Annotated in this window: 18 protein-coding genes; 8 read left to right on the top strand and 10 right to left on the bottom strand. The window is 72.8% G+C overall.

The genetic code is table 11. The features are described 5' to 3' along the window. The first annotated feature begins 8 nt into the window (after positions 1-8). Positions 9-698: a pirin family protein gene (locus tag FBY23_RS02920; protein ID WP_141796771.1), complete on the top strand. Its 690-nt coding sequence runs from the start codon at positions 9-11 to the stop codon at positions 696-698. Between the two features lie 8 nt (positions 699-706). Here the strand turns inward: FBY23_RS02920 and FBY23_RS02915 are convergent, their stop codons facing one another. From FBY23_RS02915 to FBY23_RS02905, 3 genes are all read right to left on the bottom strand, one after another. Next, on the bottom strand, positions 707-1,174 hold the full coding sequence (locus FBY23_RS02915; protein WP_141796770.1) for a MarR family winged helix-turn-helix transcriptional regulator: 468 nt from the start codon (positions 1,172-1,174) through the stop codon (positions 707-709). Then, positions 1,171-1,884: a GTP cyclohydrolase II gene (ribA, locus tag FBY23_RS02910; protein WP_141796769.1), complete on the bottom strand. Its 714-nt coding sequence runs from the start codon at positions 1,882-1,884 to the stop codon at positions 1,171-1,173. The genes FBY23_RS02915 and ribA overlap by 4 nt, the downstream gene beginning before the upstream one ends. 67 nt (positions 1,885-1,951) lie before the next feature. Next, positions 1,952-2,644 (bottom strand): TetR/AcrR family transcriptional regulator, encoded by a 693-nt coding sequence (locus FBY23_RS02905; RefSeq protein WP_174245178.1) that lies wholly within the window; start codon positions 2,642-2,644, stop codon positions 1,952-1,954. A gap of 76 nt (positions 2,645-2,720) precedes the next feature. Here FBY23_RS02905 and FBY23_RS02900 point away from each other — a divergent pair, with 76 nt between their 5' ends. Beyond that, on the top strand, positions 2,721-3,872 hold the full coding sequence (locus FBY23_RS02900) for an acyl-CoA dehydrogenase family protein (protein ID WP_260805710.1): 1,152 nt from the start codon (positions 2,721-2,723) through the stop codon (positions 3,870-3,872). Between the two features lie 185 nt (positions 3,873-4,057). On the opposite strand, the gene FBY23_RS02895 is transcribed toward FBY23_RS02900, so the two are convergent. Both FBY23_RS02895 and FBY23_RS02890 read right to left on the bottom strand, forming a co-directional pair. Further along, positions 4,058-4,999 carry a diacylglycerol kinase family protein gene (locus tag FBY23_RS02895; RefSeq protein ID WP_141796768.1) on the bottom strand — a complete coding sequence of 314 codons (942 nt, stop codon included), beginning with the start codon at positions 4,997-4,999 and terminating at the stop codon, positions 4,058-4,060. Beyond that, positions 4,996-6,606 carry an FAD-binding oxidoreductase gene (locus tag FBY23_RS02890; protein ID WP_260805709.1) on the bottom strand — a complete coding sequence of 537 codons (1,611 nt, stop codon included), beginning with the start codon at positions 6,604-6,606 and terminating at the stop codon, positions 4,996-4,998. The genes FBY23_RS02895 and FBY23_RS02890 overlap by 4 nt, the downstream gene beginning before the upstream one ends. A gap of 17 nt (positions 6,607-6,623) precedes the next feature. Between FBY23_RS02890 and FBY23_RS02885 the strand changes: the two genes are divergently transcribed. From FBY23_RS02885 to FBY23_RS02865, 5 genes are all read left to right on the top strand, one after another. Beyond that, positions 6,624-7,220 (top strand): TetR/AcrR family transcriptional regulator, encoded by a 597-nt coding sequence (locus tag FBY23_RS02885; protein WP_141796767.1) that lies wholly within the window; start codon positions 6,624-6,626, stop codon positions 7,218-7,220. Then, the gene (locus tag FBY23_RS02880; RefSeq protein ID WP_141796766.1) at positions 7,217-8,779 is read left to right on the top strand and encodes a glycerol-3-phosphate dehydrogenase/oxidase; all 1,563 of its coding nucleotides are present in this window, start codon (positions 7,217-7,219) and stop codon (positions 8,777-8,779) included. Before FBY23_RS02885 ends, FBY23_RS02880 begins: the two co-directional genes overlap by 4 nt. A 72-nt stretch (positions 8,780-8,851) precedes the next feature. After that, positions 8,852-9,850: a sigma-70 family RNA polymerase sigma factor gene (locus FBY23_RS02875; protein ID WP_260805708.1), complete on the top strand. Its 999-nt coding sequence runs from the start codon at positions 8,852-8,854 to the stop codon at positions 9,848-9,850. 7 nt (positions 9,851-9,857) lie between these two features. Beyond that, positions 9,858-10,430 carry a TIGR03086 family metal-binding protein gene (locus tag FBY23_RS02870; RefSeq protein WP_141796764.1) on the top strand — a complete coding sequence of 191 codons (573 nt, stop codon included), beginning with the start codon at positions 9,858-9,860 and terminating at the stop codon, positions 10,428-10,430. Positions 10,431-10,530: 100 nt separating this feature from the next. Further along, positions 10,531-11,808, top strand: a complete 1,278-nt coding sequence (locus FBY23_RS02865) for a low temperature requirement protein A (RefSeq protein ID WP_222117705.1) — start codon at positions 10,531-10,533, stop codon at positions 11,806-11,808. On the opposite strand, the gene FBY23_RS02860 is transcribed toward FBY23_RS02865, so the two are convergent. From FBY23_RS02860 to FBY23_RS02845, 4 genes are all read right to left on the bottom strand, one after another. Further along, entirely contained in the window at positions 11,798-13,168 is a 1,371-nt protein-coding gene (locus FBY23_RS02860) for an MFS transporter (RefSeq protein WP_141796763.1), read from the bottom strand. The genes FBY23_RS02865 and FBY23_RS02860 overlap by 11 nt on opposite strands. Before the next feature lie 68 nt (positions 13,169-13,236). Next, positions 13,237-14,706 carry an NAD-dependent succinate-semialdehyde dehydrogenase gene (locus FBY23_RS02855; protein ID WP_141796762.1) on the bottom strand — a complete coding sequence of 490 codons (1,470 nt, stop codon included), beginning with the start codon at positions 14,704-14,706 and terminating at the stop codon, positions 13,237-13,239. Positions 14,707-14,938: 232 nt separating this feature from the next. After that, positions 14,939-16,876, bottom strand: a complete 1,938-nt coding sequence (locus tag FBY23_RS02850) for a penicillin-binding transpeptidase domain-containing protein (RefSeq protein WP_141796761.1) — start codon at positions 16,874-16,876, stop codon at positions 14,939-14,941. A 48-nt stretch (positions 16,877-16,924) separates the two neighbouring features. Next, a complete protein-coding gene (locus FBY23_RS02845; RefSeq protein ID WP_141796760.1) occupies positions 16,925-17,362 on the bottom strand; it encodes a MerR family transcriptional regulator in 438 nt (145 codons plus the stop codon). A 28-nt stretch (positions 17,363-17,390) separates the two neighbouring features. Between FBY23_RS02845 and FBY23_RS02840 the strand changes: the two genes are divergently transcribed. Further along, positions 17,391-18,335 carry an NAD(P)/FAD-dependent oxidoreductase gene (locus tag FBY23_RS02840; RefSeq protein WP_141796759.1) on the top strand — a complete coding sequence of 315 codons (945 nt, stop codon included), beginning with the start codon at positions 17,391-17,393 and terminating at the stop codon, positions 18,333-18,335. Between the two features lie 107 nt (positions 18,336-18,442). Here FBY23_RS02840 and FBY23_RS02835 read toward each other — a convergent pair whose 3' ends face one another. After that, the gene (locus FBY23_RS02835; protein ID WP_141796758.1) at positions 18,443-19,021 is read right to left on the bottom strand and encodes a transglycosylase SLT domain-containing protein; all 579 of its coding nucleotides are present in this window, start codon (positions 19,019-19,021) and stop codon (positions 18,443-18,445) included. Between the last annotated feature and the right edge of the window lie 11 nt (positions 19,022-19,032).

Genomic DNA, 19,032 nt, shown 5'->3' with positions numbered 1-19,032 from the left:
TCTGACACGTGAGCGTCGAGATCCGCAGGGGAACCGCCCGGTTCGTCGAACGAGAGCCCGGTCGACTGAGTCACCACGGCTTCTCGTTCGGCCCGCACCTCGACCCCGAACGGCTCTCGTTCGGGCCGATGGTCTGCCACGACGACCACGTCCTGGGCCGCGGCACCGGTTTCGAGGAGCACCCCCACGAGGGGCTCGAGATCGTGACCTGGGTGGTGTCCGGCGCGGTCGTCCACCGCGACGGCACCGGCGCCGAGGAGGTGCTCGCCGCGGGCGACTGCGGCGTGCTGTCGGCCGGCGCGGGGGTCCGGCACGCGGAGATCGCGGGGCCGGACGGGCCGGCGCGGTTCGTGCAGGTGTGGCTGCGGCCCGACGATCCCGGGCTCGCGCCCTCCTACGCTCGCTCCTCCGTCGCGGCCGAGCCCGGTGCCGGGTGGGTGCGGGTGGTCGGCGACGACGCGGCGCTGTCGGTCGGCGTCGCGGGCGCGGCCCTCGACGTGGTCCGCCTCGGGGCCGGCGAGACCGTCGCCCTCCCGGCCGCTCCGCGGGTGCACGCCTTCCTCACGACGGGCGCGCTGGTCCGGTCGTCCCTGGCCGAGCCGCTGGCCGCCGGGGACGCGATGTGCGTGAGCGACGGGGCGTCGTACGAGCTGACGGCGGGGGTGCCGACCGAGATCCTGGTCTGGTCGTTCCTCTGAGGGGCGGCTCAGGCCTCCCCGAACACCTCGGCCGGCTCGGCGAGGGCGGTCGCGATCTCGGCGAGATTGCGCACCTGCGCGGGCGTGAGCCGGTCGAAGACGAGCTCGCGGACCTGGGCGAGGTGACCGGGGGCGATCCTCTCGAGCAGCGCCTGCCCCTCGTCGGTGAGCACCGCGAACTGGCTGCGCCGGTCGCTGGGACAGTGCGTCTTGGTGACCCAACCGCGCTGCTCGAGGACGGCGATGGCGTGGGTGAGCCGGGACGGGCTGGTCGCGGTGAGCCGTGCCAGCTCGCCCATGGTGAGCATCCGGTCGGGCGCGGCGGAGAGGTTGGCGAGCATCGCGTAGTAGGTGTGCGTGATGCCGGCCTCCTCGCGCAGCCGCCGGTCGATCGCCTGCGGGAGCTCCTGGACGAGGCGGACCAGCGGCAGCCAGGCCGCCATCTCCTGCTCGTCCAGCCAGCGCGGCTCGCTCATGCCGACAGCCCGCCGAGGTCGAGCGTGTGGGCGGTGTGGTCGCGCTTGACGGTGAGGTACCGCTCGTTGGCGGCCGAGAGGTGCACCCCGGTCGGGACCCGCTCGTCCACCCCGACGCCGTACTCACCGAGCTGACGGGCCTTGTCGGGGTTGTTGCTGAGCAGCCGGACCCGGTCGGCGCCGACGGCACGGAGCATCTGGGCGGCGGCGCGGTAGTCGCGCTCGTCCTCTCCGCGACCGAGCGCGACGTTGGCCTCGTAGGTGTCGAGGCCGGCGTCCTGGAGGGCGTAGGCGTCGAGCTTGGCGTACAGGCCGATGCCGCGGCCCTCCTGGCGCAGGTACAGCAGGAAGCCGCCCTCGTCGGTGATCCGCTCGACGGCCTCGCGCAGCTGCGGGCCGCAGTCGCAGCGCTGGGAGCCGAACACGTCGCCGGTGAGGCACTCGCTGTGCGGGCGGACCAGCGGCGCCGGGCCGCCCTGGGCCAGGGTGTCGAGGCGCTCGCGCCACGCGCCGAGGCCGAGCAGCAGGTGCTCCTTGCCGTCGACCAGGCCCTCGAAGGTGACCACGTCGGCGGTGGTCGCATAGCCGTCGGGGAAGCGCAGCGGTACGACGACCCGGGTGCGGACCGCCGCCGCCGGCTCGGCGTACGGGACCGTCGGGACGTCGCTCACGCGGTGCGCGCGGCGGGCGCGGGTGGGGCAGGTGGTCATGGTCGCTCCATTATTTCAAACTTGAAATGATGGTGGCACAAGGCGGCCGGCCGCGCAGGTATTCCCGTCAGGTCGACCGGATCGGGCGGAGCACCAGGTCGTCGGGGACCTCGAGGCCCGACTGCGCCAGGGCGTCGACGAGCACCGCCACGACCTGGCGGGTGAGCCGCTCGACGAGCTGGCCCTGGGTCTCGTCATGGTGGTCGAACCACCAGATGATGCTGGCGTCGACCATCCCCATGACGCCGACCAGGACACCCTCGGGCGGGTCGGCGGAGAGCGGGGTCTCGCTGAGGTACGCGCGGGCGGCGTCGGCGATCTCGCTGAGCAGCCGGGTGCGCCCGAGCCGCGCGCGATGCAGCGCCTTGGTCTGCTGCTGGGCCGCGAGGAAGCGGAACAGGTGGGGATGCTCGGCCGCCCACGCGACGCACGGGGCGATCAGGCCGCGGACGATCTCGACCGGCGTACCGGGCGTCGACAGGTGCGGGCGCACCCGGCGCAGCAGCTCGGTCGCGGCGAAGCGGGCGACCTCGGCGTCGAGCTGCTCCTTGCTCGCGAAGTGCCGGTAGACGTTGGGTCGCGGGATGCCCGCGCGCTCGGCGATCTGGCCCATCCCGACCTGCCCGCCGCCCTCCTCGATCGCGTCGACGGCGGCCTGGACGACCTGGGCGCGACGGGCGTCGCTCTCGAGCGCCTCCTTGGCGTTGCGCCGGCGCACGGTCGAGTCGACCCACTTCGCCACGTCCGCCACGTCGACCATGCGACCGACGCTATCGCGGTCCGACGTCCGGATACACCTTGTATCCGGACGGTTCTCCGTGATACACCCTGTACCCATGCGCCGCTCACCCTGGATGAACACCGATCTCGACGACTTCCGCGACCTCGCCCGGACGTTCTGCGAGAAGGAGATCAAGCCCAACGTCGAGACCTACATCGCCAACAAGCAGGTCGACCGCGACCTGTGGAACAGGGCCGGCGAGGTCGGCCTGCTCTGCCTGTCGATCCCGGAGGAGTACGGCGGCGGGGGCGGCTCGTTCGCCCACGAGGCGATCCTCATCGAGGAGCAGGCGCGGGTCGGCGACAGCTCGTGGGGCGTCTCGCTCCACAACGGCATCGTCGCCCACTACATCCTCAACTACGGCACCGAGGAGCAGAAGCTCGAGTGGCTCCCCAAGATGGCCAGCGGCGAGGTCGTCGGCGCCATCGCGATGACCGAGCCCGGCACCGGCTCGGACCTGCAGAACGTGCGGACCAAGGCGATCCGCGAAGGTGACGAGTACGTCGTCAACGGCGCCAAGACCTTCATCACCAACGGCGCCCAGGCCGACGTCGTGGTCACCGTCGTGAAGACCAACCCGGAGGAGGCGGCCGCCGGCATCTCGCTGGTCATCGTGCCCACCGACACCCCCGGCTTCTCACGCGGCCGGGTGCTCGACAAGATCGGCATGAAGGGCCAGGACACCTCCGAGCTCTTCTTCGAAGACGTCCGGATCCCCGTCACCAACCTGCTCGGCAGCGAGGAGGGCCAGGGCTTCATCCAGCTGATGGAGCAGCTGCCCCAGGAGCGGCTCATCGTCGCCGTCTCGAATGTCGCCGCGATGGAGCTCTGCTTCGAGGAGACCATGCGCTACGTCCACGACCGGCACGCCTTCAACCGACCGATCTGGGGCTTCCAGAACACCAAGTTCAAGATGGCCGAGATCGCCACCGAGGCCCGAGTCGCCCGCTCGTTCGTCGACGAGTGCGTCGGCCTGCACCTGGACAAGCAGCTCGACATCCCCACGGTGGCCATGGCCAAGCTCTGGTGCTCCGAGCGGGCGCAGAAGGTCGCCGACATGTGCCTGCAGCTGCACGGCGGCTACGGCTACATGAACGAGTACCCCATCGCCCGCGCCTGGGCCGACCTCCGCGTCTCCCAGATCTACGCCGGCACCAGCGAGATCATGAAGGAGATCATCGCCCGTTCACTGCCGGCTCCTGTCTGACGCCGACCCGGCTCGAACTGGCTCTGAGATCGCGCCGACCCGGCAGAAAGTGGCTCGGATTTCCCGCCGACCCGGCAGGAAGTGATCTTCCGCAGGACACTTTCTGCCGGGTCGGCTGTTCTTTCGCGCACTTTCGAGCCGGGTCGGCCGGAATTACGAGCCAGTTCGAGCCGGGTCGGCCGGAATTACGCGCCCGTTCGAGCCGGGTCGGCGATGACCAGGACCGCCGCGGGGAGCAGCTCGACGGTCAGCGGGGTCGCCGGGTCGGCGGAGAGGGGACCGAGGCGCTCGCCGTCGGCGCCCACGGGTACGGCGGCACCCCCACGGTGCTGCCCGGAGAGGCTGACCCTGCGGCCGGTGCGCACGGTCACCTCGGCCAGGTCGACATGGCTGCCGTCGTACACCTTGGGCAGCGAGCGGATCAGGTCGAGGTGCCCGGCGGCCTCGATGACGATCACGTCGAGCAGGCCGTCGTCGAGCGACGCGGTCGGTGCGATCGCCATGCCCTTGCCGTAGAAGCGGGAGTTGGCGACGACGACGGTCGCGGCCTGGTGCGTGCTCCGGACGCCGTCGACCTCGAGCGTGCACTCGACGGGGCGGTACGTCGCCAGGGCGCGGACCGCGGCGTACGGGTACTGCAGCTTCGAGGGCAGCCAGTGCGAGCGGTCCACGATCTCCGCGGCGCGGGCGTCGACGCCGGCGTAGACCGACCCCGCGACGACGTACGACGACCCGTCGGCCTGCGTGGCCCGGAGCAGGTCGATCGGCCGGGCCTCGCCGTCGAGCAACAGTCGCGCCTGGGCGGCGGTTTCGGTGGGGACCTCGAGCATCCGGGCGAAGTCGTTGCCGCGGCCGGCCGGGACCACGGCGAGCACGCCGCCGCGCTCGGCCACGGAGCCGGCGACCGAGGAGAGCATCCCGTCGCCGCCGACGGACACCACGACGGCGGCGCGGGCGACCGCGGCGTCGACGAGCGCGGGAGTCTCGGCGGCCGAGGTCGTGTAGGTGACCTCGACGTCCGCGCCGGCCTCGCGCAACGCCCGCGCCAGCGGGACGACGACCCTCGGCGCCGCACCGCCGCCGGAGGCCGGGTTCACGAGGAAGGCGAAGGCCCTGTCCGCGGTCACGGGATCAGCACCCCGGGGTTGAGGATGCCCTCCGGGTCGACGGCCTTCTTGACCGCGCGCAGCACCTCGACGCCGACCTCGCCGATCTCGGCGGTGAGGTACGGCTTGTGGTCGGTGCCGACCGCGTGGTGGTGGGTGATCGAGGCGCCGGCGGCGACGATCGCCTCGCACGCCGCGGCCTTGGCCGGGAGCCAGGTGGCGAGGGGGTCCGCGCCACCGGGGGCGGCGACGGTGAAGTAGAGCGAGCAGCCGGTCGCATAGACGTGCGAGATGTGGCACAGCACCATCGCGCCCTCCCCGAGGGTCTCCTGCAGCGCGGCCCTCACCCGCGTGTAGAGGTTGGCGCGGTTGCTCCAGAAGGTGACGGTCTCGAGCGTCTCGACGAGAACGCCGTTGTCGAGCAGGCTGTCGCGGAGGTACGGCGCGTTGAACCGACCGTGCGCCCAGGCCTCGCCCGGGCCGGAGCCCTGGGCGGTGCCGCCCAGCGCGGTCAGCGCCTCGGTGACGGCAGCCCTCTTGGCGGCGACGGCGGCGGGCGTGCCCTCGTAGCCGACGATCATCAGGCAGCCGCCCGACGATGCAGCGCCCTCACCGCCGGTCCCTCCGACACTTGCGGGGTCGGCGAGGTTGATCGCGGTCTCGTTCTCGTCGGAGAGCCGGATCACGGTGGGCAGCAGGTCGGACTGGGCGAGCGCGCGCATCGCGTCGGCGCCGGCGTCGAAGGTGGGCCAGCGCCAGCCCTCGTACTCCTTGACCTCGGGCAGCGGGCGCACCCGCACGGTCACCTCGGTGATCACGCCGAAGGTGCCCTCGGAGCCGAGGAACAGCTCGCGCAGGTCGGGGCCGGACGCGTTGGCCGGGGAGGCGCCGAGCCGGACCTCGCCGACCGGGGTGGCGACGCGCAGCGCGACGACCATGGAGTCGAACCGGCCGTAACCGGCGCTGGACTGGCCGCTCGAGCGGGTCGCGGCGAAGCCGCCGATCGTCGCGTACTCGAACGACTGCGGGAAGTGGCCGAGCATCAGCCCGTGCGCCGCGAGCAGCGCCTCGGCCTCCGGGCCGCGCAGGCCGGGCTCGAGGGTCGCGGTCGAGGAGACCGGGTCGAGCGCGAGCAGTCCGCGCATCCGGCCGAGGTCGAGGGACAGGACACCGGTGAGGCCGGCCGGGTCGGCGACCAGGCCGCCGGTGACCGCCGTACCTCCACCGAAGGGGACCACGGCGATCCGCTGCTCCTGGGCATAGCCGAGCACGGCGACGACCTCGTCGTGGTCGGCCGGGCGGACGACGACGTCGGGCGTGTCCCCGAGGTCGCCGGTGCGCTGGCGGAGCAGGTCGGGGGTCGACTTGCCCCTGGTACGCCGACGGCGCAGGTCGTCGTCGAGGACGACGTTGTCGTCACCGACGATCGCGCGCAGGCCGGCGACCCGGTCGTCGGTGAGCCGCGGAGCGGGGACGGTCACCTCGGCACGGGCCGGGGTGTCCTGGATCGGGAAGACGAGGCCGACGAGGTCGCGCACCCCGTCCGGCAGCCCGGTGGCGTGGGCCGGGTCGCCCCAGCGCGTCGGGGGCATCTCGGGCTGGAGAACGGAGGGGCGCTCGATCGTCATGTGTTACAGTGTTACACATGACGTCACATCGTCACAACACCGAATCCGAGCAGAGCCCTCGAGACGCCTACCTCGACGCGGCGCGCGAGTGCATCCTCGACGTGGGCTGGCGGCGCACGACCCTCACCGAGGTCGCCCGCCGGGCCGGCGTCTCGCGGATGACGATCTATCGCGCGTGGTCCGACATGCCGGCGCTGCTCGGCGACCTGATGACGCGCGAGTGGGGGACGCTCGTCGCCTCCGGCGTTGATGTCGCGGCGTCGCCCACACCCGACGCGATCGCCGACGCCGTGGTCGCGACCGTCGGCGCGCTGCGCGAGAACGAGCTGTTCACCCGGATCGTCGAGCTCGACCCCGAGCTGATCCTCCCCTACCTGCTGTCCCGGCGCGGCCGCTCGCAGGAGCTGATCCTCCAGGTGCTGGCCACCGCGATCACCGCCGGCCAGGAGGCCGGACTGATCACCGACGGCCTCCCCCAGGCGGTCGCTCGCGGCCTGGTCCTCGCCGCCCACGGCTTCGTCCTGTCCGCCCACACCATGGTCGACGACGAGGTGGACCAGTCCGCGCTCGACGACGAGCTGCACGCCCTCATCTCCCGGAGCCTCGCGCCATGACCGCACACCAGCCCCACACCCGGATCACCCCTGGTCTCGCCGATCTCCCCACTGAGGTCGACATGGTCGTGATCGGCCTCGGCGTCACCGGCGCCGGCGTGGCCCTCGACGCCGTGTCACGCGGGCTGACCGTGCTGGCAGTCGACGCCCACGACCTCGCGTTCGGCACGTCGCGGTTCTCCTCGAAGCTCGTCCACGGCGGCCTGCGCTACCTCGCCTCCGGCCAGGTCGGCATCGCCCACGAGAGCGCGGTCGAGCGCGGGATCCTGATGGAGACCACCGCGCCCCACCTGACCAGGCCGCTGCCGTCGCTCATCCCGCTCTCGGCTGGCGTGAGCCGCCCGATGGGGGCCCTCGCCGGCGCCGGATTCCTCGGCGGCGACCTGCTCCGCCGGGCCGCCGGCACCAGCGCCGACACGCTCCCCCGGCCCCGCCGTCTCAGCGCCGCCGAGACCCGCCGGCTCGCACCACCGCTGCGCACCGACGGTCTGCGCGGCGCCTACCTCGGCTGGGACGGCCAGCTCGAGGACGACGCCCGCCTGGTCACCACCATCGCGCGGACCGCGGCCGACCGGGGCGCCCACGTGCGCACCCACGCCCGCGTCGTCTCCGCCGCCGGCCAGGAGGTGGTGCTGAAGGACGAGCTCACCGGCGCGACCGCCACCGTCACCACCCGCACCGTCGTCAACGCTGCCGGCGTGTGGGCCGGCGACCTGGTCGACGACGTACGCCTGCGCCCCTCGCGCGGCACCCACCTCGTGCTCCGCGCCGGCACCCTGCCCGGCCTCGACGTGGCGGTCTTCGCCCCGATCCCCGGCGAGACCAACCGCTTCGTGCTCGTCCTGCCCCAGCCCGACGGCCAGTTCTACGTCGGCCTGACCGACGAGCCGGTCGACGGGCCGATCCCCGACGTGGCCGAGCCGACCGAGGTCGAGATCGGCTTCCTGCTCGACGTGGTGGCTGCCTCCTTCGCCCGACCGCTGCGGCGCGAGGACGTGGTCGGCGCCTTCGCCGGCCTGCGCCCGCTGCTCGACAGCGGCGACGACTCCACCGCCGACCTGTCCCGCAAGCACGCGGTGCTCACCTCCCCGACCGGCATCGTGACCATCGTCGGCGGCAAGCTCACGACCTACCGCCGGATGGCCGAGGACGCCGTCGACGCGGCGGTCGGCCACGCCCGCCTCACCGCCGGCCCCTGTGTCACCGCCACCCTGCCGCTGGCCGGGGCCGCGCCGCGCGAGACCCTGGCCGACCGCGCCGCCAAGGCCGGCCACCCGGGCGAGGCCCGCCTGGTCCGCCGCTACGGCGCCGACGCCGACCTCGCGCTCGAGGCTGCCGTCAGGGCCAGCGGCTGGGACCAGGACCAGCTCCTCGCGCCGATCGCCGAGGGCATCTCGACGGTGTGGGCCGAGCTCTTCTTCGGAGTCACCCACGAGGGCGCCGCCGACGTCGCCGACCTGCTCGACCGGCGTACCCGCATCGGGTTGATCCCCGAGGACCGGGCGCTCGCCGTACCCGTTGCCGAGAAGGTGCTGGAGATCGTCCGCGGCGAGCGATGAGTTTTCCGCTCGCACCCGGTCACACCCATCAGGCAGACTGGCGAGACCACGGGGGTAGCGATGGGAATCACGGTGACCGAGACCGAGACGGCAGCAGTGGCGAGTGACGAGCTCGCCGACTTCGACACCCTGACCGGGCGCTACCAGCGCGAGCTGATGGCGCACTGCTACCGGATGAGCGGGTCGGTGCACGAGGCCGAGGACCTGGTCCAGGAGACCTTCCTGCGCGCGTGGAAGGCGTCGGCGAGCTTCCAGGGCCGCAGCTCGGTGCGCACCTGGCTCTACAAGATCGCCACCAACGTGTGCCTGACCAACCTCGAGGCGAAGCCACGTCGACCGCTGCCGACCGGACTCGGTACGGCGGACTCCGCTCCCTCCGACGAGCTGCTCGAGGACCACGAGGTCCCGTGGCTGGAGCCGATCCCGGACGCCGCGGTCGAGGTCGCCGAGCGCGACACGATCCGGCTCGCCTTCGTGGCCGCATTGCAGCACCTGCCCGCGCGCCAGCGCGCGGTGCTCATCCTGCGTGACGTGCTGCGCTGGTCGGCCGCCGAGACCGCCACCGCCCTCGACACCACGACCGCGGCCGTGAACTCCGCGCTGCAGCGCGCACACGCCCAGCTCGCCGAGCGCGGGCTGTCCCCCGACACCGTCGAGCCCGACCTCGACCAGGCCCAGCGCACCCTGCTCGACGCCTACCTGCAGGCGTTCTGGCGCAAGGACATCGACCAGATCGTCCAGCTCCTCAAGTACGACGCCACCTGGGACATGCCGCCGTTCCTCAACCACTACCGCGGCACCGACGCGATCGGCCAGCTCATCGGCACCAAGTGCCCGGGCGGGTGCAACGACATGCCGATGGTCGAGACCATCGCCAACGGGCAGCCGGCGTTCGGTCTCTACATGCGCCAGCCCGAGGGCCACTTCGAGCCCTTCCACCTGCAGGTGCTGCAGCTGGCCGGCACCGGCGAGGACCTGCGCGTCGAGCACGTCACGGCGTTCTTCGACGCCCGGCTGTTCGCACGCTTCGGGCTGCCGGAGCGGCTGCCCGCCGACTACGTCCCGGCCTGAGGCCACCGTGTCCGCGCCCACGAGAGCGCCGGACGGGATGGTCGCCGGCCTCGACCTGCTGCAGCGCGCGCTCGACTACACCAGCGCCGCGCTAGGTACCATCACCTGCGCCGACGTCGACCGCCCGACCCCCTGCGCCGGCTGGAGCCTCGCCGACCTGCTCGCCCACATGGAGGACGCACTCGACGCGTTCGCCGAGGCCGCGGACGGCGCGGTCGGGCTGAGCAGCGCCGCCCCGACCCCGCTCCAGACCCGGGTCCAGGCCCTGCAGCACAAGGCCTGCGCCCTGCTCACGGCCTGGCTGAGCGCCGACCAGCCGAGCGTCGACGTCGGCGGGCACCCGCTGCCCGTCGACGCGATCGCCCGGATCGCCGCGCTCGAGATCGCGGTCCACGGCTGGGACGTACGCCGGGCGACCGGCCACGCCGAGCCGCTGCCCGAGCCGCTCGCGGTCGCATTGCTGCCCTCGGCGCTGCAGATCGCGCTGGCCGGCGACGACCGGTTCGCGCCGCCGCTGCCGGTCGACGTCGAGGCACCCGCCGGGGTGCACGTGCTCGCCCTGCTCGGCCGGCGGTCCTGACCGGGCCGGGCCCGCAGCTCGTTCCTAGGTGACTGCTGAACATCCGCGCGGCTACGCGGCGTTCGCCCGTCTTGTTCAGCAGGCTCCTAGACTGCGGCGCATGTCGGAGCACCACGCCGAGCAGGCCGAGGAACGCGACACCGAGTCCGCGGTCCGCCACCGCACCCGCCGGATGTCCGGCCGCGATCCCCACGAGTCCGGCCGCGCGTCGACGCCGCTGGAGCTCTTGTTCGACCTCACGTTCGTGGTCGCCTTCGGCACCGCCGCCAACGAGCTCGCCCACGCGCTGTCCGCGGACCACATCGGCAGCGGCATCGCGGCGTTCGCGTTCGCGACCTTCGGCATCACCTGGGCCTGGATCAACTTCACCTGGTTCGCCTCGGCGTACGACACCGACGACTGGATCTACCGGGTCACCACCATGGTGCAGATGGTCGGTGTGCTGATCTTCGCGCTGGGCATCAAGCCCATGTTCGAGTCGGTGACCAAGCACGGCGAGACGCTCGACAACGACGTCATCGTGTGGGGCTACGTCGTGATGCGCGTCGCGATGATCTTCCAGTGGCTGCGCGCCGGTCGGCACGACCCGGACCGCCGGCAGGCCTGCCGCACCTATGTCGTCTCCATCGCGATCGCGCAGGTGCTGTGGTGCATCCTGGCCCTGGTCGACCTGCCGGTCGGCACCACCTTCGCGCTGATCATCGTGCCGTTCCTCGTCGAGATCGGCGGGCCCGCCCTCGCCGAGCGTGCTCGCGGCGGCACGCCGTGGCACGCCCACCACATCGCCGAGCGGTACGGCCTGATGGTCATCATCACCCTCGGCGAGGGGATGATCGGCACGATGGCCGCGATCAACGCGCTCGCGCAGGACGGCCTCGACTGGGAGATCGGGCTCTTCACGTTCGCCGGCACGGCGCTGACCTTCGGGATCTGGTGGTGCTACTTCTCCATCCCGACCGGGGAGATCCTGCACGCCCGTCGCGAGCGCTCCTTCGGCTTCGGGTACGGCGCCATCGGACTCTTCGGCGCGATCGTCGCCATCGGCGCCGGCCTGCACGTGGGCGCGTACTACCTGGACCACCACAGCAAGCTGGGCCTGACCGCGACGGTGCTCACCGTCGTCGTACCGGTCGCGCTGTTCATCGCCGTCTTCTACGCCGGCTACTCGCTCCTCTCACGCTCCTTCGACGCCTTCCACGTGGTGCTCCTGGCCGTGACCGTCGTGGTCCTGGTGGTGCCGGTGCTCATGGCGCGCTCGGAGGTCGACCTGAGCTGGTGCCTGCTGGTGCTCGCGTTGGCGCCGTGGGTGACCGTGGTCGGCTACGAGACGGTCGGCTACCGCCACAACGTCGCGGTGCTCGAGAGCCTCACGGACTGACCGGCTCCTCCCGCAGCGGGTGGGCGAGCTCGTCGGCGGGCAGCCGCGCGCCGAGGATCGCGACCGCGGCCGCGGCTCCCGGAACCAGCGCGGCGATGGCGAAGGTCGCCTCGAGCCCGATCAGCCCGGCCACCGGTCCGGCGACCGCCATCGAGACCGGCATCAGGCTGATCGAGACGAAGAAGTCGAGCGAGGCCACCCGGCCGAGGAGCTCGGGCGGGACCCGGCGCTGGAGCAGCGTGCCCCAGATGACCATCGGCGCCGAGAACAGCGCGCCGATCAGGAACGCTGCCGCCGCGACCTGCCACACCGCGGTCGCGAACCCGATCACCAGGAACGGCATGCAGCCCACGCCCCACATCAGGTTCATCCAGGTCAGGTAGCGCCGCGGCATCGGCAGCGAGCCGGTCACCAGCGAGCCGACCGCTCCGCCGATGCCGAAGCAGGCCATCACGACCGCGTGGTCCCTGGGGCCGCCGCCCAGCTCGTCCTTGATCAGGAACGGGACGAGGACCTCGAGCGGCCCCATGATCACGAACACCATGATCGACGCGAACAGCAAGGTCGCGAGCAGCCACGGCGTGCGCACCATGTAGCCGAAGCCCTCGCGCATGTCGGCCAGCGTCGTGCGCACCGCCCGCAGCGCGCCGCCCGAGCCACCGCCCGAGCCGCCGTCCGTGGCGACCGGCAGGTCGCGTCGTACGGCGGTCAGGGGGACCAGGAGCAGGACCAGCAGCCCACCGAGGTACGCCGCCGCGGCCACCGCGATCGCGGCCGAGGACGAGCTCGCGCCGACGACGCCGCCGGCGACGGCCGGGCCGAGCGCCTGGCCGATCGTCGGGCGCACCATGCCCTCGAACCCGTTGACGGCGAGCAGGTCCTCCTCGGGAACCAGCGCCGGCAGCCACGCGGAGTAGGCGGGGTAGTAGAACGCCATCGCCATGCCCGCGACGAACGCGACCGCGGCGAGGTGCCACAGCCGGGTGAGGTCGGTGAAGGACAGCGCCGCCACCAGGCTCATGCCGAGCAGCTCGACGCTCGTGGTCACGACGAGGATGAGCTTCTGCGGGACCCGGTCGGCGACCACCCCGCCGAGGAGCGCGGGCAGCACCACACCGACGGCGCCGGCGGTCGTGACCGCGGAGAGCGCGCCGGCGCCCCCGCCGATCCGGATCACCTCCCAGACCAGTGCCACGATCCACACCCCGCTGCCGAAGCTGGTCAGCACCAGTGCCGACCCGAGCCGCCGGTACGACGAGTGCCGGAACGGCGTGAGGGCGCGCGGGAGCCGCCGCGGTCCGCGGAGCCCGGGATCGGGCTCCTCCGGCACCGGGACGGGCGGGGCGAGCTGATCGGTCATGGCGGTCCTAGGGAGTCTGCCCGTGAGGACCGACACCGGCCACCGATTTCATCGGTGGCCGGCCGGGCTCAGGTGACCGGCAGCGCGACGTACGTGGTGTCGAGGTACTCCTCGATCCCCTCGAACCCGCCCTCGCGCCCGAACCCGCTCGCCTTCACGCCGCCGAACGGCGCGGCCGGGTTGGAGACCAGGCCGGTGTTGATGCCGAGCATGCCGGTCTCGAGGCGCTCGGCGAGGCGGATGGTGCGGGCCAGGTCGCGGGTGAAGGCGTAGGCGGCGAGGCCGTACTCGGTGGAGTTGGCCAGCCGGATCGCCTCGTCCTCGGAGGTGAAGGTGGTGATCGGGGCGACCGGTCCGAAGATCTCGTTGCGGACCGCATCCGCGTCTGCGGGTACGTCGGCCAGCACCGTCGGCGGGAAGAAGAAGCCGTCGCCGCCGGGAGCCTTGCCTCCGGTCAGCAGGCGGGCGCCGCGGTCGACGGCGTCGTCGACCAGGGCGGAGACGGAGGTGACCGCCTTGGCGTCGATGAGCGGGCCGACCTGGACACCGACGTCCTGGCCGCGACCGACCCGCAGGCCGCCCATCCGCTCGGCGAGCCTGGCGCCGAACTCCTCGGCCACCGAGGCCTCGACGAGGAACCGGTTCGCGGAGGTGCAGGCCTCCCCCATGTTGCGCATCTTGGCGATCATCGCGCCGTCGACGGCGGCGTCGAGGTCGGCGTCGGCGAAGACCAGGAAGGGCGCATTGCCGCCGAGCTCCATCGACATCCGCTGCAGCTGACCGGCCGACTGCTCGACCAGCGACCTGCCGACGCCGGTCGAGCCGGTGAAGCTCACCTTCCGCAGCCGCGGGTCGGCCTGGAGGGTCTTGGACAGGCCGCCGGAGTCGGAGGTGGTCACGACGTTGAGCACGCCGGCCGGCAGGCCCGCCTCGGCCAGCAGCGCCGCGAGCAGGAGCATGGTCAGCGGGGTCTGCGAGGCGGGCTTGACCACCATCGTGCAGCCGGCCGCCACGGCCGGGCCGATCTTGCGGGTGCCCATGGCCAGCGGGAAGTTCCACGGGGTGATGAACAGGCACGGGCCGACCGGCTTGCGGACGGTCAGCAGCCGGCTGCCGCCGGCCGGGTTCTGCATCCAGCGGCCGTGGATGCGCACCGCCTCCTCGGAGAACCAGCGCAGGAACTCCGCCCCGTAGGTCACCTCGCCCTTCGCCTCGGCGATCGGCTTGCCCATCTCGAGGCTCATCACCAGCGCGAGGTCGTCGGCGTGCTCGGTGACCAGGCCGAACGCCCGGCGCAGGATCTCCCCGCGCTCGCGCGGCGGGGTCGCCGCCCACGACTCCTGGGCACCGGCCGCCGCATCGAGTGCGGCTCGGGCGTCGTCGAGGGTGCCGTCCGCGACGTCGGTCAGCACCGACCCGTCCGCCGGGTCCAGCACGTCGATCCGGGCACCGCTGCCCGAGGGGACCCAGCTGCCGCCGACGTACAGCTGGCGACGCGACTCCGGGAGCAGGTGGGCAAGGCGTTCGCGGAAGGTCATGGGCCCACTCTGGCACTGCCGGGCAACGGCCAGAACCCCCGAGGACGTCGGGGGTGAAAAACGGAGAGAGCCCCTCATCGCATGGGGTCGACGAGGGGCTCAGTCGTATCGGTGCTCCCTCCGAAGTACGACTGATGCCACTCTAGCGCGCCGACGGTGAGGGACAAGACCTCACGCAGAGATTTCCTCCGGTCGTCCCCCGCTGCCCGGGACCTTGGTCCCGGGTGCATGGTCAGCGTGCGCCACGGAGGAAGGCCTCGAGCAGCGGACCCGCGGTCTGGGAGCCGGACTCGCCCGTCTCGACGTAGACCGCGACGGCGAGGTCACCCTGCGCGGCGACCATCCAGGCGTGGGTGCGGATGGTGTCGCCGTCGGCGTACTCGGCGGTGCCGGTCTTGGCGATCACCGGCGGTCCCGGGACGTCGGCCAGGCCGCGGCCGCTGCCCTCGGTGACGACCTGGCGCAGGATCGCGCGCAGCTGGTCGGCCTCGCCGGCGGCGAGCGGCGTGGCCTCGGCGGGGACGCTGACGTCGACCTGGTCGACGAGACGGGGTACGACGGTCGTGCCGGCCTGGACGCTGGCGATCACGGTGGCCATCGCCATCGGCGAGGCCAGCACCTTGCCCTGGCCGATCAGCGACGCCGCGGCCTCGGTCTCGCTGGCCGGGTCGGGGACCTCCCCGAAGAACGCCGGGAAGCCGAGGTCGTGGTCGATGCCCAGGCCGAGGGTCGCCGCCGCCGACGCGAGGTCGCCCTTGCCGAGCGCATCTCGCTGGCCGATCAGCGCGGTGTTGCACGACTGCGCGACCGCCTCACGCAACGGGATCGTCCCGAGCGCGGACGACGGGTAGTCGGAGTAGTTCTTGAACTGGCGGCCGTCGACGGTCACCGTCGGCGTGCACTCCACCGGACTGTCGGGCGTGAGGCCGGCGCGCAGCAGGGCCAGCGAGGTGACGATCTTGAACGTCGACCCGGGCGCGAACTGACCGAAGGTGGCGTAGTTCTGGCCGCCGGTGGCCGCGTCGTTGGCGGCCGCGAGGATCGCCCCGTCGCTCGGGCGCAGCGCCACCAGGGCCGCGGCCGGACCGGTTTTGGCGAGGACCTGCTCGGCGAGGGTCTGCAGCCGCTCGTCGAGGGTGATCGCGAGCGGCCGGCCGGGGGTCGCGTCGTGGCGGTAGACCTCACGCCTGTCGGCGCCAGGGTCCTTGCTGTCCGGCGCGGGGACCACGTCGACGACCCGGCCGACGCTCCCGCGCAGCTGGTCGTCGTAGCGCGCCTGAAGGCCGGAGAGTCCGGCGACGTCGCCGGAGCGGTAGGTGTCGGGGTGCTTCTCGACCATCTCGGCGGTCACCGGTCCGACCCGGCCGAGGATCGGCGCGGCGAAGTCGCGGCTGGGCGCGAGGGCGAGCTCGGCATCGACCGTCGTAGCACCGACGATGGCGCCGAGCGCGTCGGCGAAGCCCGCCGGCTCCTCGCCGGAGCGGTAGGTGATCGCCTCGACGAAGGCGCGCGGCCCGGCGCCGCTGACCGCCTTGACGTAGGGCTTCACGTCGACGCCGACCAGCTTCGCGAGGGCGCGCGCTGAGTCCGGCGCGGCCGCGGCGTCGACCTTGGACCGGTCGATCCCGACCCGGACCACCGCGCGCTCGGTCACCAGGACCGTGCCGCCGGCGCCGGTGATGTCGCCACGGTCCGTCGGCTGGGTGACCGCGTCGAGGGTCTCGCCCTCGGCCAGGTCGGGGGCGACGACGTCGGGCGCCCAGCCCACCGACCACTTGTCACCCTGGTGGCTCAGCGCGACGGTCGTCTCGTAGGCCCACGGGTCGGCACCGTCGACCACCGGCCAGGACCAGCGCAGGGTGGCGGTCGGCTTCTCGGCCTCCGCGTCGACCTTGCCGACCGCGACGGTGGGGACGACGCCGTCCATGTCGTCGACGATGGCGGCGTACGCCTCGGCCACCGTCGCGGAGTCGGTGCCCGTGAACGGGACCGAGGCGAGCGGGTCCGGGGCCTTGCTCGCCTCGCCGGCCTGCGGGGTCGCGGCCGCGGCCAGCGCGCCGGCCAGCTGCTTGGCCACGGCCTCGGCGCCGTCGGTGTCGCTGCCGGAGCACGCGCTCAGGACGCCTCCGAGCACGAGCAGGGAGGTGAGGGCTGCCGAGGTCCGCCGCATGGTGAAGGTTCTACCAGCCGGGTCCGCCACGACCGCGCGTCAGCCGCGTCAGTGGCTGGCGAGGAACCGGATGCCCTGGGTGGTGCCGTCGACGATGTCGGAGACGTGGGCCTGGAATCCGGGGCAGGTGGTGATGTCGTGCGCGCGGCACTCGAGCGCGTGCTTCGTCATGTGCCGCGAGCGCTCGAGCTCTGCCTGGCGCCGGTCGAGCTCGTCGAGGTGGGCGCGCAGCGCGTCGCGCCGGCCCTCCACGGACGCGTCGACGAGGGTGCGGATCTGGTCGAGGCTCATCCCCGACGCCTTGCTCGCGAGGATCGCGGCCACCCGGTACGCGTCGTCCTCGCCGTAGACCCGCCGGCCCGCGGAGTCGCGCTGCGGGTGCAGCAGGCCCTTGTCCTCCCAGTGCCGCAACACGTGGGTCTCGAGCTCGAAGCGTGCAGCCAGCTCGCCCACCGACCACCGGATGTCCCGGGTACTTGACTTCATGTTCACATGAAGTCACAGGCTGGGGCCCATGATCAACTCCACTTCCTCACCGACGCTGTACGACGTCGCCGTGGTCGGCGCCGGATCCGCTGGCCTCCAGGCCGCCCAGACCCTCGGCCGGATGCACCGCTCGACCGTCGTGATCGGCACCGACCGCTACCGCAACGACCCGACCGGCCACATGCACAACTTCCTCGGCCACGACGGCGCACCGCCCGCCGAGCTCCGGCTCGCGGCCCGCAAGGACGCGGAGGCCTACGACGACGTGCACTTCCTCGACGTCGTCGGCACCGGCGTCACCCGGATCTCCGGCGAGCTCGGCGACTTCCTCCTCGAGATCGAGGGCGAGGAGCCCGTGCGCGCCCGGCGGGTGCTCCTCGCCACCGGCGTCCGCGACACCCTGCCCGACGTCCCCGGCATCGCGGAGAACTTCGGCGACCTGGTGGCGCACTGCCCGTTCTGCCACGGCCACGAGTACGCCGGCACCCGCGTCGGGATCCTCGGCTCCGCGCCCCACGTGGCCGCGATGGCGTCGATGGTGCAGCCGATCGCCGAGGACCGCGTCGTGCTCACCGACGGCGCCGACCTCGACGAGGCGACCGCGGCGTCGCTCGACCGGACGGGTGCCGGCGTGGTGACCGACCGGCTGGTCGCCGTACGCAAGGAGGGGGCGGGCCTGGTCGTCACCCTCGCCGGCGGCGAGGAGCTCGCGCTGGGCGGGCTGCTCGTGAAGACCGAGTGGGAGCAGGCCGCGCCGTTCGCCGAGCAGCTCGCACTGGAGACCTCCGAGGTCGGCGCCGTGGTGGTCGACGCCTTCGGCCGCACGAGCGTCCCCGGCGTCTACGCCGCCGGTGACCTCGCCCAGGGCCCGGGCCTGCCGATGCCGATGGCGTCGGTGCTGGTGGCCGCCGCCGCCGGGATGATGGCCGCGGCCGCGTGCGTGCAGGACGCGGCGCTCGCCCGCCTGACCTGAGGGGCTGGCCTGGCTGCGACGCAACTACCGAATTCGTCGCGGAATCGGCGCCAGCACCGCAAATTCGGTAGTTGCGACGTCAACACCGGCCACGCGCAGCAGCGAGTTCAGTACCAGCCGGTGCGCTGCGAGTGCTCCCAGGCGCGTTGGACGTTGCCGTACCGCGCGGCGATGTAGGCCAGCCCCCACCGGATCTGGGTCTCGGGGTTGGTGCGCCAGTCGCTGCCGACGACGGCCATCTTGGTGGCCGGCAGGGACTGCGGGATGCCGTAGGCGCCGGAGCTGCGGTTCTCGGCGAGGTGGTTCCAGCCGGACTCGCGCTGCCACAGCGCGTCGAGGTAGGGCCACTGGTCGGCAGGGAAGCCGAACTCGATCATCTCGCGGTAGCCCAGGCCGCGGTTCGACGCGGGGTCGACCTCGGCCGGGACGATCACCGCCGGCAGCTTCTTCGCGATCCGCTCGGCCCGCCGGGCGAGCGCCGCCATGATCTCGACCGTGGGTACGTCGACCCGGGCGCCCGAGCGCGACGGATCCGCCTCGCGCGGGGTCGGCGGGGGTGCCGCCGAGGTGGCCACCGCTGCGTCAGCCGGCTCGGCAGCGGGAGCAGTGGTGCTGCCGCAGGCACTCAGCAGCAGCGCGCCCGCTGCGAGTGCAGCGGGCGCGGCCGAGCGACGCAGACCCCCCATGGGGTCCGAGG

Source organism: Nocardioides sp. SLBN-35, assembly GCF_006715725.1.
GTDB lineage: Bacteria > Actinomycetota > Actinomycetes > Propionibacteriales > Nocardioidaceae > Nocardioides.
This window is presented reverse-complemented; position numbering and strand designations above follow the sequence as displayed.

What these genes read in the sequence shown, in the direction of transcription:
- FBY23_RS02915 (WP_141796770.1), bottom strand. Translation starts at nt 1,174, where the DNA reads ATGAGCGAGCCGCGCTGGCTGGACGAGCAGGAGATGGCGGCCTGGCTG.
- ribA (WP_141796769.1), bottom strand. Translation starts at nt 1,884, where the DNA reads ATGACCACCTGCCCCACCCGCGCCCGCCGCGCGCACCGCGTGAGCGAC.
- FBY23_RS02905 (WP_174245178.1), bottom strand. Translation starts at nt 2,644, where the DNA reads ATGGTCGACGTGGCGGACGTGGCGAAGTGGGTCGACTCGACCGTGCGC.
- FBY23_RS02900 (WP_260805710.1), top strand. Translation starts at nt 2,721, where the DNA reads ATGCGCCGCTCACCCTGGATGAACACCGATCTCGACGACTTCCGCGAC.
- FBY23_RS02890 (WP_260805709.1), bottom strand. Translation starts at nt 6,606, where the DNA reads ATGACGATCGAGCGCCCCTCCGTTCTCCAGCCCGAGATGCCCCCGACG.
- FBY23_RS02885 (WP_141796767.1), top strand. Translation starts at nt 6,624, where the DNA reads ATGACGTCACATCGTCACAACACCGAATCCGAGCAGAGCCCTCGAGAC.
- FBY23_RS02880 (WP_141796766.1), top strand. Translation starts at nt 7,217, where the DNA reads ATGACCGCACACCAGCCCCACACCCGGATCACCCCTGGTCTCGCCGAT.
- FBY23_RS02865 (WP_222117705.1), top strand. Translation starts at nt 10,531, where the DNA reads ATGTCGGAGCACCACGCCGAGCAGGCCGAGGAACGCGACACCGAGTCC.
- FBY23_RS02860 (WP_141796763.1), bottom strand. Translation starts at nt 13,168, where the DNA reads ATGACCGATCAGCTCGCCCCGCCCGTCCCGGTGCCGGAGGAGCCCGAT.
- FBY23_RS02855 (WP_141796762.1), bottom strand. Translation starts at nt 14,706, where the DNA reads ATGACCTTCCGCGAACGCCTTGCCCACCTGCTCCCGGAGTCGCGTCGC.
- FBY23_RS02850 (WP_141796761.1), bottom strand. Translation starts at nt 16,876, where the DNA reads ATGCGGCGGACCTCGGCAGCCCTCACCTCCCTGCTCGTGCTCGGAGGC.
- FBY23_RS02845 (WP_141796760.1), bottom strand. Translation starts at nt 17,362, where the DNA reads ATGAAGTCAAGTACCCGGGACATCCGGTGGTCGGTGGGCGAGCTGGCT.
- FBY23_RS02840 (WP_141796759.1), top strand. Translation starts at nt 17,391, where the DNA reads ATGATCAACTCCACTTCCTCACCGACGCTGTACGACGTCGCCGTGGTC.
- FBY23_RS02835 (WP_141796758.1), bottom strand. Translation starts at nt 19,021, where the DNA reads ATGGGGGGTCTGCGTCGCTCGGCCGCGCCCGCTGCACTCGCAGCGGGC.